The following is a 13,243-nucleotide window of genomic DNA, read 5'->3' as shown; positions in this document are numbered from 1 at the left end:
TTCCGTATCGGAATGGAAAGGGCCGGGGCAACCCGGCCCTTTTCGTTTGGCTTATACCGGCAGCGTCGCGGCCCCAATGGCCAGCAGGGCTGCGATTTCGGTTGCCTGTTGCACGGCGCCCAAAACATCACCGGTATGGCCGCCGATCTGGCGATAAGCCAGGAAGGCCAGCGCCAGCGCCATCACCGCCACGCTGGCTAGCGCAAGCAAAAAGGCGGTGCCGGGCAACAGCAGAAAGGCAATCGCAGCCGCCATGGCCAGGGCGGTCAGCGCGGGAATGAGCGTGACGCTGCCGCTGCTGGCGGCCAGACCGTCCGCGCGCGCAGACGGAAGCAGGTACCACACGATTGCCATGGCAGCACGCGACAATACGCCTGCCGCAACCAAGGCCACGATCACCGCACCTGTATGGCTTATGGTCTCGTCCAGTTCATCGCTGACCGACAGCAGGTTGCTGGCGAGTTCTTGCAGGGCCGAGAAGCGCAGGCTCAGGACAAGCAGCAGGGCGACCACGCCATAGGTGCCGATGCGACTGTCGCGCATGATCTCCAGCTTGCGCTCGCGCGTGCGGCCGCCGCCGAAACCGTCGGCGGTATCCGCGAGTCCGTCTTCATGCAGCGCGCCGGTGAGCAGAACCTGCATGCCGATGGTGAGCAGGGCGGCCGTGGAAATCCCAAGCCCGGCTCGATTGGCGACAAAAAACACGAGGCCTCCGCCAAGGCCGATCAGCGCCCCCACAAGGGGGAAGAGCCAGACGGCACGTGCGACCTGCCCCTGCACATGATGGCCGCCAGGGATCGGCAGCCGCGTCAGCAGCATCAGCGCCAGCCGCAGATCATCCATCCAGCGCTGGCGCCGACCAGGCTGTTGATGCGGATCAGTCGAATCGGGGGTGCTGTCTGTCATGATGCGTTGCGGTTCTGGCTGGGCTGGCTTATAGCACGCCAACCCCGTTTCGACGACGCTTGGCAGGTAGGCAGGCACCATGATGCAACCATTTCGGGATTTTGCCGCCATCAGGGCCGCAGCCGTGAATCTGCCGGCCGCGGACGCGGATGCGGTGGCCGCCGCCCGCGCGCGCGATCAGCAGTTGACCAAGCCAACCGGCGCCCTGGCCCGGCTGGAGGACTGCGTGTTTCACCTGGCTGGCTGGCAGCGGCGCGGCATTCCATGCCTGGACGCCGTCAGGATCGCTGTCTTCGCTGGCAATCATGGCGTTGCTGCGCGTGGCGTGTCGGCCTATCCCGCCGATGTGACCATGCAGATGGTCGCAAATTTCGAACGCGGGGGAGCGGCGATCAACCAGCTCGCCATTCTGCATGGCGCAACCCTGTCGGTGACCGCGCTTGAGCTTGAGCGACCGACCCAGGACTTCACCGCCCATGCCGCGATGACGGAGACCGAGTGTCTGGCGGCGATCAATGCAGGAGCGGAAGCCGTGCCGCCGAACTGCGATTTGCTGGTACCGGGCGAGATGGGAATCGGTAACACCACGGCTGCGGCAGCACTGGCCGCAGCACTGCATGGCGGCGATGCCGCGAGCTGGGTCGGACCCGGTACCGGCGTTGCCGGCGATGCCCTCGATAACAAGATCCGTGTTGTCGATGCGGCGCTTGGCTTTCACAGGGCTGCGCTCGGCGATCCGCTGCAGGCCCTGCGTCTGGTCGGTGGGCGCGAACTGGCTGCACTGTTCGGTGCGGTTCTGATGGCGCGCCTGCAATCGGTACCCGTGCTACTCGATGGGTTCGTAGTCGGTGCCGCAGCCGCTGTGTTGGCTCGCCTTAATCCTGCCGGCCTGGACCATTGTCTTGCCGGGCATGTTTCGGCAGAGCCCGGCCACCGCAGGCTGCTGGCAGCGTTGGGCAAGCCGGCCCTGCTGGATCTGGGCATGCGTCTGGGCGAGGGTGCCGGCGCGGCCGTTGCGGTTGGCTTGCTTAAAGCGGCTGTGGTCTGCCACGCGGGCATGGCGACCTTCGCCGAGGCCAGCGTCAGCCAGCGCAGCTAGCCAGGATTGGATTACTTGTTGCCGTTGTCGCTTTTGGTGAAGCGGCCGAAATTGCCGAATATCTGCTCTAGGAAGGTCAATTCCTTGCCGCGAGTGGGGGTTTCGCGCTGAACGAAGGCAATCTGCTTGCCGTCCTTCAGGCCATAGCGCTTCACATCCTTGACCTTGCCGTCCTTGTCGAAGGCGATGGCCACGACCTGCTGGTCGATCAGTTCGGGCGCCAGGAAGGCGACAGCCTCTGTCTCGCTGGAAATGTAGTAGTAGGTCACTCCCCAGTCCGGGAAAGTGGAGGAGGTGGAAGGCGAGCCAAGCAGGGCGCCAACCTGGGCCTCGGTGCTTTGGCCAACCTGAATCTGCTTGAGCTTGTCTTCCTCGATGGTCACGCCACGGTAATCCTGCCGCGGGGCGCAGGCCGCAAGCATCAGAATCAGGACGGCGGCCAGAAGGCTGCCTTGGAAACGGATTGGCATGGCAGAAGACTCGCTCTAACGAGGCATGCATATTATCTTCTGTCGCCGACAAAGGCAAATGACCGAGATTACTGACTGTATTTTGCGGTGCTAAATCATATGCTTGCGCGATTTTTTTCACTCTTTGCTGGAAAACAGCCCGATGCCGTTGCCATAGAGCTGTATCGCGGCATTGTCGCGCAATCCCGCCAGCCCGGCTTCTATAGCGACCATGGCGTGCCTGACAGCCTGGATGGACGCTTCGATATGATCGTGCTGCACAGCTTTCTGGTCATGCGCCGTCTGCGTCGGATCGCACAGGCGGGACCGCTGAACCAGCAGCTTTTCGACCTGATGTTCTCCGACATGGACAGCAACCTGCGGGAAATCGGGGTTGGCGACCTGAGCGTCGGTAAGAAAGTCAAAACGATGGCCCAGGCCTTTTATGGCCGGGTGGAATCCTACGAGGCGGCCCTGCAGATGGCCGAGGATGGCCCGCTACGGCAGGCCTTGGCCCGTAACCTTTATGCAGGGAAGGCCGAAGCGCACGATCCAGGGATTGGCGCGGTCGCAGCCTATATGCGGGAGGCCGATGCTAGGCTGGCCAGCCAGCCCGATAGCGATATTATGGCGGGAAACCTTGATTTTCCGCATGTAAAAACCTGATTTAGCCCCGATAAAGCGGTTGACCGGGGGGCGGCAAGCCCCTATGTTCCGCCGCCTTGACCGCCCCGGGTTTGAATCACGAGGATATGTCGTGTCGAAAGACGCGCCTGGCAACGAATTCAGCCATGTCGTCGAGGTCGACCGGATCGGTCCAGAAGGCCTGACGCTGGCCCTCACGGCTGATGAACAGGCCCGTGCCGCCTTGGCGCGACGGTTTCGCATTCCGGCTGTCCTGTCGTTCACAGCCAGGATTCGGCTGATGCCGGATCAGGCTGTCGCCCGGCAGTATGTGTTGAAGGGCGAAATCGAGGCGGAGGTGGAACAGGTCTGCGTCGTGTCGCTTGAGTCGGTTCGGCAATCGATCTCCGAACACTTCGTCAGGCGCTTTGCGCCGGCGGATATGATCGAGCCGCAGACCGATCTGGGCGAGGATGAGTCGGAATGGCTGGATCCTGATGCCGAGGACCCGGTCGATCCGATCGAAGGCGGTCTGATCGATGTTGGTGCCGTGGTGGCCGAGGAACTGGCCCTGGCGCTGGATCCTTATCCGCGTAAGCCCGGTGCGGATCTGCCGGTAGGTTACCGTCCGGATGTTGAGGAAGAGGTTAAAGTAAGCCCCTTCGCCGCCTTGGCAAAACTGAAGGCGGGGAAAAAGGTTTAAGGGAAAGCGCTTGGTCCCCGGGCGCGCCGAGAGTATATAGGCGGGGATTCTGACCGAAGCGGTTAACGCGCATGCGGGCCCGCAGCGCGCGAATAGTGAGAGAGATGTGTCATGGCTGTTCCTAAGAAGAAAAAGTCCAAGTCCAAGCGCGACATGGGCCGTTCGCATGAGGCGCTGAAGGGCAGCGCTTATGTGGAATGCTCGAACTGCGGCGAACTGAAGCGCCCGCACCACGTCTGCGGTGCCTGCGGCCATTATGACGGCCGTGAGGTTGTTGCCAAGACGGCTGCCGCCTGAGCTCGCTCAGGCACCGGCATTGAATCAGTAAGGGCAACGGGGTGACCGCGGCCTTAACGATTGCGCTCGATGCCATGGGGGGCGACCACGCCCCTGACATGGTTATCAAGGGCGCAGCGGCTCTGCTTCCGCGCTTCCCGCAGGTGAAATTCATCCTGTTCGGCGATGCCGGACAGGTTGAGCCTTTGCTGCGCCGTTTTCCGAATCTGAAGGAGCGCTGTGAGCTGCGGCATACCGCCGAGAAGGTTCTCAGCGAGGACAAGCCCAGCCAGGCGCTGCGACGCGGACGCAACACCAGTATGCGACTGTCGATCGACACCGTCGCAAATGGCGAGGCGGACGCCATTGTATCGGCCGGCAATACCGGCGCGCTGATGGCCATGGCGAAGTTCGTGTTGCGCACGCTGCCTGGCATCGAACGCCCTGCCATTGCTTCCTTCCTGCCCACGCTGAAAGGCGAGACCGTCGTTCTCGATCTCGGCGCCAATGTGGAATGCGATGCGCGCAATCTGGTCCAGTTCGCGGTGATGGGGGCCAATCTGGCGCATTCGGCGCTTGGACGCCATCTGCCGCGTGTCGGTCTGCTGAATGTCGGCGTTGAGGACGTGAAGGGGCACGACGAGGTGAAGGCGGCGGCCGAGATGCTGCGCGCCGTCAGCAATCCGCCCTTCGAGTTCGTCGGCTTCGTCGAAGGCAATGACATTGGCAGCGGCGAGGTTGACGTTATTGTCACCGACGGCTTTACCGGCAATATCGCCCTCAAGACCGTAGAAGGCACCGCGAAGTTGCTCTCGTCGCTGCTGCGCTCGGCCTTCCAGCGCTCGATTTTTACCAGGATCGGCTATCTCTTTGCCAGTTCCGGCCTGGCGATGATGCGGGACCGCATGGACCCGCGATTCTATAATGGTGGCGTTCTGCTGGGCTTGAACGGAATTGTCGTGAAAAGCCATGGCGGCACGGACGACGTGGGTTTTTCCGCAGCCCTGGAAGTCGCGATCGATATGGCGCAGGATCGCCTGATCGAGCGGATCAAAGCTGATTTCTCCGGCGCCTTCGCTGATTCTCTTGTATCCGCCCCGGCCATCGGCGATCCCAATAAAACAGAACAGCAAGAGTTGCGTACGGGGGTGTCATGATCCGCTCGGTTATCGTTGGTTGCGGCAGTTATCTGCCGGAGCGGATCCTGACCAATGCCGACCTGGCACGGATGGTCGACACCTCCGATGAATGGATCGTCGAGCGTACCGGAATCCGTCAGCGCCATATCGCGGCCGACAATGAAAAGACCTCCGACCTCGCCATCAAGGCAGCACAGGCGGCGCTGCAGAGCGCAAATCTGACAGCCGGCGATATCGACCTGATCGTTCTTGCTACGGCTACGCCGGATGAAACCTTTCCTGCCACGGCCTGCCGGGTTCAGGCTGAGCTAGGCATGACGCGTGGCTTCGCCTTCGATGTGCAGGCGGTCTGCTCCGGGTTCATCTACGCTTTGGCCACGGCCGACAATTTCATCAAGGCCGGGCAGGCCAGGACGGCGCTGGTGATCGGCGCGGAAACCTTTTCGCGCATCCTTGACTGGACTGACCGCACCACCTGCGTCCTGTTTGCCGATGGCGCCGGCGCTCTGGTGCTGCGTGCGGAAGAGGGCAAGGGCGATACCGATGATCGCGGCGTGCTGACGACGCATCTGCACTCCGACGGCCGTCATCATGATCTGCTGTATGTCGATGGCGGGCCGTCGAGCACGCAGACCACCGGCTACCTGCGCATGCTGGGCAAGGAAGTGTTCCGCCATGCCGTGGTCAACCTCGCCGATGTTGTGAAGGAAACGCTCGCGGCCGTTGACATGAAACCCGAGCAGATCGACTGGCTGGTGCCGCACCAGGCCAACAAGCGCATCATCGACGGTACGGCGCGCAAGCTTGGAATGAGCATTGACCGCGTGGTGCTCACGGTCGATCACCACGGCAATACATCAGCCGCTTCCGTGCCGCTCGCGCTGGCGGAAGCAGTGGCCGATGGCCGGATCAAGCGCGGGGATGTGTTGCTGCTTGAAGCCATGGGCGGCGGCTTTACCTGGGGCAGCGCGCTCGTCCGCTGGTGATTTCCCTTAAAAATTGCATTACCAACAATTTTCCCGCCATTCGAGCGAGCGATTCGGCCAAGGTCTTATTGACGGCTGGCTGGGGTTAAGTTAGCGTCCTCACTATAAAATTTGCCAAAAGGGGGCGTTGGTGATGACCGGTAACACCTTGACGCGGGCGCAACTGAGTGAGGCTATCTACCAGGAGGTCGGCCTATCACGAAGCGAGTCTGCCCAGCTGGTCGAAACCGTTCTGAACGAAATCATCGACAGCCTGATCGCCGATCACATGGTGAAGATTTCGTCCTTTGGCACTTTTCAGGTCCGCTCCAAAGGCGGCCGCATGGGGCGCAACCCGAAAACTGGCCAGGAAGTCCCGATTGATCCGCGCAAAGTGCTGGTTTTCCGTGCCAGCCATGTGCTGAAGGAAAAGATCAATGCCGGGATGCACGCCGTGAGCCAGCAGACCAAGAGCGGCGCCTGACGTTTGCCGGGCGACGGGCGTTTCTATGACGGATGAACCAGATCAGGTCAGTGGAACGGCGAAAGGCAAGCCGGAACGCCAGAACGCAGGAAAAGGCAAAACTGACGCGGCTTTCCGCACGATTGGAGAGGTCGCTGAGCAGCTCGGTCTGCCCCAGCACGTTCTGCGTTTCTGGGAAAAGAAATTCCACCAGATCAAGCCTGTGAAGCGGAATGGCGGGCGCCGCTATTACCGCAGCGAAGATATCGCTTTGCTCGGTGAAATCCGCGTGCTCCTGCACGAGCAGGGCTACACCATACGTGGCGTGCAGAAGCTTCTGCGCGAGGGTGGGCTGGCCAAAGCGGTGCGGGCCCGGAACCAGCAGGGAAAAACCGCGGCCAATCCGCCGCCCGGCGAACCGGCCGGACGCAAGCCTGCGAAACCCGCGCTCCACGATCGTCAGATCGGCATGCCTTTCGACCTGCTCAACGACATGGGCAGCCTGCGCCAGGCCCTGAAATCCTGCCTGAAGGATCTGGAGGGCATTCACGCCGACATCGTCGCGCGCCAGAACCGCTGACTGATATTGATATTCCAATGGCTTGGCGCGGTTGCGCCGTGAAAGGGCGCTGGTTATAGTGCCCGCCGCTTGATCGCCTGCCGCCTGCTTATCCGGCCGCCCGCGATCAGCCCGGTCGGAGCGTAGCGCAGCCTGGTAGCGCATCAGTCTGGGGGACTGGGGGTCGTGGGTTCAAATCCCGCCGCTCCGACCATTTTCATACTGTTCGATAGTCGTATTTATTGTGCCATGGCAGAATTGTCCGATAAGCCATTGGTATAGTTTAATTAACGAATATTCTGGTATATTCTGCGGGAATGTGTGCTTTCCCGCATAATCTTCATGCCGCTCAGTGACAATCCCACCACGCCAGCGGCAATCTGCCTGGGTGGCGAAAGCGATTACGTCGATATCCGGCTGAACGAGGGGTATCTGGCGATCACTGCCGTTGGCGCACCGACGGGTTCATGCTTTTACAATGGCGTGCTGCAGGGCTTTGAGCAGGGCTGGATCCGGCCGGGAATGCCGACATTGGTCGACGCCAGACAGTTCCGGGGCAATGTCGACTGGGCTGCCATGCTGGCAATCAGTCGCATTACCGATTGGGGGAAGGGCGGAACGGTTGTCGCGCCTGTGGCCTACATAACCAGTGACGCCCTCTTTTCATTGCTGGTCAAAGCGGCGAGCACCATGTTTCCCGACAGCCGCCACCGGCTTTTTCCCGACCCCGAATCCGCAAGGCACTGGCTGATTGCGCAGGCAGTAGCTCAGGCCTGAAGGTTCAGTTCCAGCGTGCGCCCACGCCGATCGGCGCCGGGGCGCGGTTGACGATGCTGCGCAGCATCTCCTGGTAATGGTCTTTAGCGTCGGTACCGATCAGCGGATCGGCGTTGCTGCGAAAAGCCGCGTTTATGTCGGCCCAGTCCTGTGCGTTCAACCTTGCCTCGGCCAGCGGGAAAACCTGTTCTTCCTCCATGCGCATATGGCCCCAGTGAAACTCGGCATACTGCTTCACCAGTGTGCGAAAGGCTTCGCGGACATCGGGCTTTTCAGGGTGTTCCTCATAACGTTTCAGGGCGCGGCGCAGGCCGGTCATGAGTTCGCCATTGCGCTTGTGCTCGCTTTCAAGCGCATCGAGCAGCCCGGTTGCATCGGGCGCCCGCAGCCGCAACTGACGAAAGAGATACTGGTCTTCCTTCGGGTGATGGAAACGGTCGGGAAATTCATCGATGTAAGTCAGCATGGCGAGCAGCAGCCCGAAATCAGGCTTTCCGCCCTGTCTGCCCAGGCTATCAACGATGCTCAGCAATCCATGCAGAACGGCAGCCAGGCTGCGGTGTTCGGCGCGAATGATGGCGATGGCCTCCTGCATATCTGCCTCCTGCTGATGATGCAGGTCAGAATGCCACCGAAGGCTGCTGCAGCCTTGATCTGGCTCAAAAAAACCGAGCTTCCCAGGGGAGGCGGATGACTAGGGGCGGGCGCTTTCCAGAACGCCGTAACCAGCATCCCGGATGGCATTGCGAACATCGGCCTGACGGTCCGGCGGCAGGCTCTTGAAGCGGACCTGCTTGCGGATGAGATCAACCTCGAATGCGACGCCGGGAGCAGCGTTGCTGATCGCATTGCTGATGGCCCGTTTGCAGGCCTCGCAACTCATGCCCTCGATGGTCAGGATATGCATGGTCGTAATTATAGGTTCCAGGGTGGCCGCCGGCTACTGCCAGCGCTGCGGCCTGAGGTCGCAGATATTTGAAATATATAAGCTTTCTTGCCATGCCCCGCACTGCCTGGAGGGGCGTAGATACTTGCAATCCGACCGCCCGCCGCTATAGTCCCCCTCTCGCGCCGGGCGACCGGCAAACCAATCAATACAGGGAGCCTTTCATGCTGATTTCCGAGGCCTACGCGCAGGCTGCCGGCGGCACCACCGACATGCTGACCTCGCTGCTGCCGCTGGTCCTGATCTTCGTCGTCTTTTATTTCCTGCTGATTCGCCCCCAGCAGAAAAAGATGAAAGAGCACAAGGCCATGATCGAAGCGGTCCGCCGCGGCGATGTGGTTACCACTTCGGGTGGCATCATCGGCAAGGTTGCCAAGGTGCAGGAAGATGGCGTCGTGCAGATCGAAATCGCTGAAGGCGTCAAGGTAAAGGTCGTCAAGGGAACCATCGCCGAGGTTCGCTCCAAGGGCGGTGATGTGGAGGACGAAGAGAAGTCCGAAACCAAGGCCGGCTGATCGCCTGAGTTGCGGGTGGCCAGCGTACCGTCTGCCATCCGCAGCCAGAGGCGTCATTCAGTGATGGGTTTGACCCGATGATGTATTTCGCGCCGTGGAAGATTGTACTGATCGCCGTGCTCTGCATAGCGAGTGTGATCTTCAGCATCCCCAGTTTCTTTCCTGCCGCTCAGGTCGCGACGTGGCCGAACTGGCTGCCGAAACGCCAGATCAGCCTGGGTCTCGATCTGCGCGGCGGCGCGCATCTTCTGCTCGAGGTGGATACCGGCGTTGTGCTACGCGAGCGGCTTGAAGCCGTCGTCGAGGGCGCACGCAACGAACTGCGTCAGGCGCGCATCGGCTATACCAATCTGGGCGTATCGGGCAACAACGGCGTAGCCTTGCGGCTGCGCGACCCTGCCCAGGGCGAACAGGCGCGGCAACTGCTCGCCAAACTGGGCAATCCCGTGCAGAGCACGGCGGGGCTCGGTTTCGGCGCAACCCAAACCGACCTGCAGATCAACGTCGCTGCCGATGGTCAGATTCGGATGACGCTGTCAGAGGCGGCACTGCAGGAGCGGGCGCGGTCCGCTGTCACTCAATCCATCGAGATTGTGCGGCGGCGCATTGATCAGACCGGCGTCGCCGAACCTACGATTCAGCGGCAGGGCAATGATCGCATCCTGGTTCAGTTGCCTGGTGTGGACGACCCCGAGCGTATCAAGCGTCTGCTGGGCACCACCGCCAAGCTGACATTCCGGATGGTCGACACCAATGCCGATCCCAACATGCCCCCGCCGCCCGGCGCGGAAATCCTGGAGGGCGACAAGCCCCGCACAGCAAACGCTCCGGTCGAACGCTATGTGGTGAAACGCAAGGTCGAAGTCGCCGGCGACAATCTGATCGATGCCCAGGCCGGCTATGACCAGCGCAGCGGTCAGCCGATCGTTTCGTTCCGTTTCGATACCACCGGCGGTAAGCGGTTTGCCGAGATCACTCAGCAATCCGTCGGTCTGCCATTTGCCATTGTGCTCGACAACAAGGTCTTGAGCGCCCCGGTGATTCGCGAACCGATCCTTGGCGGGTCGGGCCAGATCAGCGGCAATTTCAGCGTGACCGAGGCCAACGATCTGGCCGTGCTGCTGCGTGCCGGTGCGCTGCCCGCACCGCTGAAGGTGGTGGAAGAACGCACGGTTGGTCCCGACCTTGGTGAGGATTCGATTCGGGCCGGCCTGATCTCCATCGGTGTAGCCGCCGTTCTGGTGGTGATCTACATGGTCCTGGCTTATGGCTTGTTCGGGTTGTTCGCTGATATCGCCCTGCTGGTCAACTTGATCATGACATTGGCGGCCATGTCCTTGCTGCAGGCCACACTGACCCTGCCCGGTATTGCGGGTTTGCTGCTGACGCTTGGCATGTCGGTGGATGCCAACGTGCTGATCAATGAGCGAATCCGTGAGGAGACCAAACTTGGCAAGTCTCCGATTGCGGCGATGCAGGCCGGTTTCAGTCGGGCCTTCAGCACGATCTTTGACGCCAACGTGACAACCTTGATCAAGATGGCGTTGCTATACGCGCTGGGCTCCGGCACGGTTAAGGGGTTTGCCGTAACCATTTCGATCGGCATCCTGACATCGATGTTCACGGCGACCGTGCTGGTACGCCTGATGATGGTGACCTGGCTGCGCCAGCGCCGCCCGGCTCTACTGCCGGTCTGAGGAGGCGAAGCCATGTACAAACTCCGCCTGATCCCTGATCACACCAACTATCCGTTCATGAAAGGCCGCATCATCGGCCTTGCCATGTCGGCCTTCCTCAGTGTGGTCTCCGTCATCCTGTTTTTCTATCCCGGCCTGAATTACGGTATCGATTTCAAGGGCGGCATCGTCATCGAGGCGCGGCTGCAGCAGCCAGCGGATTTTCCGGCCCTGCGGTCGTTGATCGGTGGCCTTGATCTTGGCCATGCAGCTCTTCAGCAGTTTGGCTCGCCAAACGACGTGCTGATCCGTCTGGAGCGTCAAGGCAGCGAGGATTCTGCTGCACAACGTGCCGCGGACAAGGTGCGAGCAAGTCTTACCCAGGCCTATCCAGGTACCGAAATCCGCCGTGTTGAAGCGGTTGGCGCTTCTGTTTCCGAAGGCCTGTTCCGCGATGGCATGCTGGCAATGGGCCTGGCGATGATCGCCATGCTGATCTACATCTGGTTCCGGTTTGAATGGCAGTTCGGCATTGGTGCGATCGCGACATTGGTGCTCGATGTCACCAAGACGATTGGGTTCTACGTTATCACCGATATCCAGTTCAACCTGGTCGCCATTGCCGCTGTTCTTACGATCATGGGTTTTTCGGTGAACGATAAAGTCGTGGTCTATGACCGCGTGCGTGAGAACCTACGCAAGTACAAATCTCTGCCGCTGCGCGATCTGATCGACAAAAGCATTAATGAAACCCTGAACCGTACCGTGAACACCTCATTGACGGTGTTTCTGTCGACCCTGCCGCTGGCACTGTTCGGCGGCGAGGCGGTGCGCGATTTCGCCATCGTGCTGCTGTTCGGCATCGTGCTTGCCACGTCATCGTCGATCTTTATCGCGGCGCCGATTCTGCTGTTCCTGGGCGAAAACCGGCTGCGCCGTGGCAAACCCGACGAACAACCCGAGGCCAAGGCCGCGGCCCAGCGGCCGTAACCGAAGACGCCGGCATGGATTTATTGCCGCGCATTCCGGCCGATCGGCAGGTGATCAATGCCTATGGCGATGGCGGTTTCCGTATTTCCGGACGGCACTGGACCCAGCCCGTGCTGGTGTTTCCCGGTCAGAGTCTGCCCTGGGACATTGCCGGCATCAGCGAGTTGAGCGTCGAGTCGCTGGAGCCAGCCTTCGGCATGGAGCCGTCTGTGGAACTCCTGCTGATCGGCTGCGGCCCCAGCATGGTTTTCATAGATAAGGCCCTGCGGGCCGACATTCGTGCCCGAGGGCTGGTAATCGAGGCTCTGGATACCGGCGCGGCCTGCCGCACCTATAATCTGCTGATGGGGGAAGGGCGGCGGGTGGCCGCCGCCCTCATCCCGGTCTAGGCGGTCTTACCAGGCGCCGCCATTCTGCTGCGCCACCATGCAATACAGCATCGGAACCGACAGAACGAAGTTCGTGCGCGAGGCCAGCATGGCGAAGCGCGCTGCCTTGGCCTTGGCCGCGTCGTCGGCCGGCACGATGCCCAGCGCCTTCTTCTGGTTCGGCCAGATCACGAACCAGACATTGGCGGCCATGAACAGGCCGAGATACATGCCGATGCCGATGGTGCGGGCGCCTTCCTGCAGCATGAAGGCCTGGTGGCCATAACCGTTCAGGACCGACAGGACAAGACCGGTGACGACGGTGGCCAGGGCTGCCCAGCGGAACCAGAACAGGGCTTCAGGGGCGATGAACTTGCCGACCGCCGGCTTAAGCTCGGCAGGAATCTTCGGCATTGTCGGTATCTGGACGAAATTGAAATACCAAAGCAGGCCGATCCACAGGATACCGGACAGCACATGCAGCCAGCGGAAGAAGAAGCTGAGGAATGCAGCGTCGAAACTGCGATGGACGAGGAAGAACAGGATCAGCGCCAGGACAACGCCTGCGCCCAGGGCCTTGTAGAGGTTTTCGAGAATCTTTGCCATGATGCGGCTCCTTACCGGTGTTTATGGTTCTCGCGATTGATCATGCTGACGTATCCGGCGCAGAAGCTGCACATCGCATAGAGGGGACCTCGGGGCAATGCGACTCTGGCGGCCTGCGCGCAATGACACTGCGATTCTCATGCTTGCGATTCGCTCGCAGAGGCTATCATAAATACTCGTAG

The 13,243-nt window shown here is 61.0% G+C and carries 18 protein-coding genes and 1 tRNA gene; 14 read left to right on the top strand and 5 right to left on the bottom strand.

Annotation, left to right across the window (positions count from 1 at the left end; all coding sequences use genetic code 11):
- Positions 1–51 precede the first annotated feature (51 nt).
- Complete coding sequence (gene cobS, locus ACK4FK_RS10010; protein ID WP_409744669.1) at positions 52–906, bottom strand: adenosylcobinamide-GDP ribazoletransferase; 855 nt, start codon at positions 904–906, stop codon at positions 52–54.
- Positions 907–985: 79 nt separating this feature from the next.
- On the opposite strand from cobS, the gene cobT reads away from it, so the two are divergent.
- Complete coding sequence (cobT, locus tag ACK4FK_RS10005) at positions 986–2,005, top strand: nicotinate-nucleotide--dimethylbenzimidazole phosphoribosyltransferase (RefSeq protein ID WP_409744666.1); 1,020 nt, start codon at positions 986–988, stop codon at positions 2,003–2,005.
- An 11-nt stretch (positions 2,006–2,016) separates the two neighbouring features.
- Here cobT and ACK4FK_RS10000 read toward each other — a convergent pair whose 3' ends face one another.
- A complete protein-coding gene (locus ACK4FK_RS10000) occupies positions 2,017–2,475 on the bottom strand; it encodes an outer membrane protein assembly factor BamE (protein ID WP_409744663.1) in 459 nt (152 codons plus the stop codon).
- 99 nt (positions 2,476–2,574) lie between these two features.
- Between ACK4FK_RS10000 and ACK4FK_RS09995 the strand changes: the two genes are divergently transcribed.
- The 9 genes from ACK4FK_RS09995 to ACK4FK_RS09955 all read left to right on the top strand — a co-directional run bounded on the left by ACK4FK_RS09995 (position 2,575) and on the right by ACK4FK_RS09955 (position 7,960).
- Complete coding sequence (locus tag ACK4FK_RS09995) at positions 2,575–3,120, top strand: ubiquinol-cytochrome C chaperone family protein (protein ID WP_409744661.1); 546 nt, start codon at positions 2,575–2,577, stop codon at positions 3,118–3,120.
- A 43-nt stretch (positions 3,121–3,163) separates the two neighbouring features.
- The gene (locus ACK4FK_RS09990) at positions 3,164–3,781 is read left to right on the top strand and encodes a DUF177 domain-containing protein (RefSeq protein WP_409744658.1); all 618 of its coding nucleotides are present in this window, start codon (positions 3,164–3,166) and stop codon (positions 3,779–3,781) included.
- Positions 3,782–3,892: 111 nt separating this feature from the next.
- Complete coding sequence (rpmF, locus tag ACK4FK_RS09985) at positions 3,893–4,078, top strand: 50S ribosomal protein L32 (protein WP_409744655.1); 186 nt, start codon at positions 3,893–3,895, stop codon at positions 4,076–4,078.
- A gap of 41 nt (positions 4,079–4,119) precedes the next feature.
- A complete protein-coding gene (plsX, locus tag ACK4FK_RS09980; protein WP_409744654.1) occupies positions 4,120–5,214 on the top strand; it encodes a phosphate acyltransferase PlsX in 1,095 nt (364 codons plus the stop codon).
- Positions 5,211–6,182, top strand: a complete 972-nt coding sequence (locus tag ACK4FK_RS09975) for a beta-ketoacyl-ACP synthase III (protein WP_409744651.1) — start codon at positions 5,211–5,213, stop codon at positions 6,180–6,182. The genes plsX and ACK4FK_RS09975 overlap by 4 nt, the downstream gene beginning before the upstream one ends.
- A gap of 133 nt (positions 6,183–6,315) precedes the next feature.
- Complete coding sequence (locus ACK4FK_RS09970) at positions 6,316–6,645, top strand: integration host factor subunit alpha (protein WP_409745018.1); 330 nt, start codon at positions 6,316–6,318, stop codon at positions 6,643–6,645.
- Between the two features lie 25 nt (positions 6,646–6,670).
- A complete protein-coding gene (locus ACK4FK_RS09965) occupies positions 6,671–7,204 on the top strand; it encodes a MerR family transcriptional regulator (protein ID WP_409744648.1) in 534 nt (177 codons plus the stop codon).
- 116 nt (positions 7,205–7,320) lie between these two features.
- Positions 7,321–7,397, top strand: a tRNA-Pro gene (locus ACK4FK_RS09960).
- Positions 7,398–7,525: 128 nt separating this feature from the next.
- Positions 7,526–7,960 (top strand): hypothetical protein, encoded by a 435-nt coding sequence (locus tag ACK4FK_RS09955; protein WP_409744645.1) that lies wholly within the window; start codon positions 7,526–7,528, stop codon positions 7,958–7,960.
- A 4-nt stretch (positions 7,961–7,964) separates the two neighbouring features.
- Here ACK4FK_RS09955 and ACK4FK_RS09950 read toward each other — a convergent pair whose 3' ends face one another.
- Positions 7,965–8,555 (bottom strand): hemerythrin domain-containing protein, encoded by a 591-nt coding sequence (locus ACK4FK_RS09950; RefSeq protein WP_409744642.1) that lies wholly within the window; start codon positions 8,553–8,555, stop codon positions 7,965–7,967.
- A gap of 99 nt (positions 8,556–8,654) precedes the next feature.
- Positions 8,655–8,867: a heavy-metal-associated domain-containing protein gene (locus ACK4FK_RS09945; RefSeq protein WP_409744639.1), complete on the bottom strand. Its 213-nt coding sequence runs from the start codon at positions 8,865–8,867 to the stop codon at positions 8,655–8,657.
- 203 nt (positions 8,868–9,070) lie between these two features.
- On the opposite strand from ACK4FK_RS09945, the gene yajC reads away from it, so the two are divergent.
- The 4 genes from yajC (at position 9,071) to ACK4FK_RS09925 (ending at position 12,476) form a co-directional block, all read left to right on the top strand.
- The gene (gene yajC, locus ACK4FK_RS09940) at positions 9,071–9,421 is read left to right on the top strand and encodes a preprotein translocase subunit YajC (protein WP_409744637.1); all 351 of its coding nucleotides are present in this window, start codon (positions 9,071–9,073) and stop codon (positions 9,419–9,421) included.
- A gap of 77 nt (positions 9,422–9,498) precedes the next feature.
- Positions 9,499–11,118: a protein translocase subunit SecD gene (gene secD / locus ACK4FK_RS09935; RefSeq protein ID WP_409744634.1), complete on the top strand. Its 1,620-nt coding sequence runs from the start codon at positions 9,499–9,501 to the stop codon at positions 11,116–11,118.
- Between the two features lie 12 nt (positions 11,119–11,130).
- Positions 11,131–12,087, top strand: a complete 957-nt coding sequence (gene secF, locus ACK4FK_RS09930; RefSeq protein WP_409744631.1) for a protein translocase subunit SecF — start codon at positions 11,131–11,133, stop codon at positions 12,085–12,087.
- A 14-nt stretch (positions 12,088–12,101) separates the two neighbouring features.
- The gene (locus ACK4FK_RS09925; protein WP_409744628.1) at positions 12,102–12,476 is read left to right on the top strand and encodes an Mth938-like domain-containing protein; all 375 of its coding nucleotides are present in this window, start codon (positions 12,102–12,104) and stop codon (positions 12,474–12,476) included.
- 6 nt (positions 12,477–12,482) lie between these two features.
- On the opposite strand, the gene ACK4FK_RS09920 is transcribed toward ACK4FK_RS09925, so the two are convergent.
- Positions 12,483–13,061 (bottom strand): urate hydroxylase PuuD, encoded by a 579-nt coding sequence (locus ACK4FK_RS09920; protein ID WP_409744625.1) that lies wholly within the window; start codon positions 13,059–13,061, stop codon positions 12,483–12,485.
- Between the last annotated feature and the right edge of the window lie 182 nt (positions 13,062–13,243).

It is taken from the genome of Ferrovibrio sp. (genome assembly GCF_046297895.1).
Classification (GTDB): domain Bacteria; phylum Pseudomonadota; class Alphaproteobacteria; order Ferrovibrionales; family Ferrovibrionaceae; genus Ferrovibrio.
This window is presented reverse-complemented; position numbering and strand designations above follow the sequence as displayed.

Coding starts and splice junctions, on each gene's coding strand:
- cobS (WP_409744669.1), bottom strand. CDS start 906: ATGACAGACAGCACCCCCGATTCGACTGATCCGCATCAACAGCCTGGT.
- cobT (WP_409744666.1), top strand. CDS start 986: ATGATGCAACCATTTCGGGATTTTGCCGCCATCAGGGCCGCAGCCGTG.
- ACK4FK_RS10000 (WP_409744663.1), bottom strand. CDS start 2,475: ATGCCAATCCGTTTCCAAGGCAGCCTTCTGGCCGCCGTCCTGATTCTG.
- ACK4FK_RS09995 (WP_409744661.1), top strand. CDS start 2,575: ATGCTTGCGCGATTTTTTTCACTCTTTGCTGGAAAACAGCCCGATGCC.
- ACK4FK_RS09990 (WP_409744658.1), top strand. CDS start 3,164: ATGTTCCGCCGCCTTGACCGCCCCGGGTTTGAATCACGAGGATATGTC.
- rpmF (WP_409744655.1), top strand. CDS start 3,893: ATGGCTGTTCCTAAGAAGAAAAAGTCCAAGTCCAAGCGCGACATGGGC.
- ACK4FK_RS09975 (WP_409744651.1), top strand. CDS start 5,211: ATGATCCGCTCGGTTATCGTTGGTTGCGGCAGTTATCTGCCGGAGCGG.
- ACK4FK_RS09970 (WP_409745018.1), top strand. CDS start 6,316: ATGACCGGTAACACCTTGACGCGGGCGCAACTGAGTGAGGCTATCTAC.
- ACK4FK_RS09965 (WP_409744648.1), top strand. CDS start 6,671: ATGACGGATGAACCAGATCAGGTCAGTGGAACGGCGAAAGGCAAGCCG.
- ACK4FK_RS09955 (WP_409744645.1), top strand. CDS start 7,526: ATGCCGCTCAGTGACAATCCCACCACGCCAGCGGCAATCTGCCTGGGT.
- ACK4FK_RS09950 (WP_409744642.1), bottom strand. CDS start 8,555: ATGCAGGAGGCCATCGCCATCATTCGCGCCGAACACCGCAGCCTGGCT.
- ACK4FK_RS09945 (WP_409744639.1), bottom strand. CDS start 8,867: ATGCATATCCTGACCATCGAGGGCATGAGTTGCGAGGCCTGCAAACGG.
- yajC (WP_409744637.1), top strand. CDS start 9,071: ATGCTGATTTCCGAGGCCTACGCGCAGGCTGCCGGCGGCACCACCGAC.
- secD (WP_409744634.1), top strand. CDS start 9,499: ATGATGTATTTCGCGCCGTGGAAGATTGTACTGATCGCCGTGCTCTGC.
- secF (WP_409744631.1), top strand. CDS start 11,131: ATGTACAAACTCCGCCTGATCCCTGATCACACCAACTATCCGTTCATG.
- ACK4FK_RS09925 (WP_409744628.1), top strand. CDS start 12,102: ATGGATTTATTGCCGCGCATTCCGGCCGATCGGCAGGTGATCAATGCC.
- ACK4FK_RS09920 (WP_409744625.1), bottom strand. CDS start 13,061: ATGGCAAAGATTCTCGAAAACCTCTACAAGGCCCTGGGCGCAGGCGTT.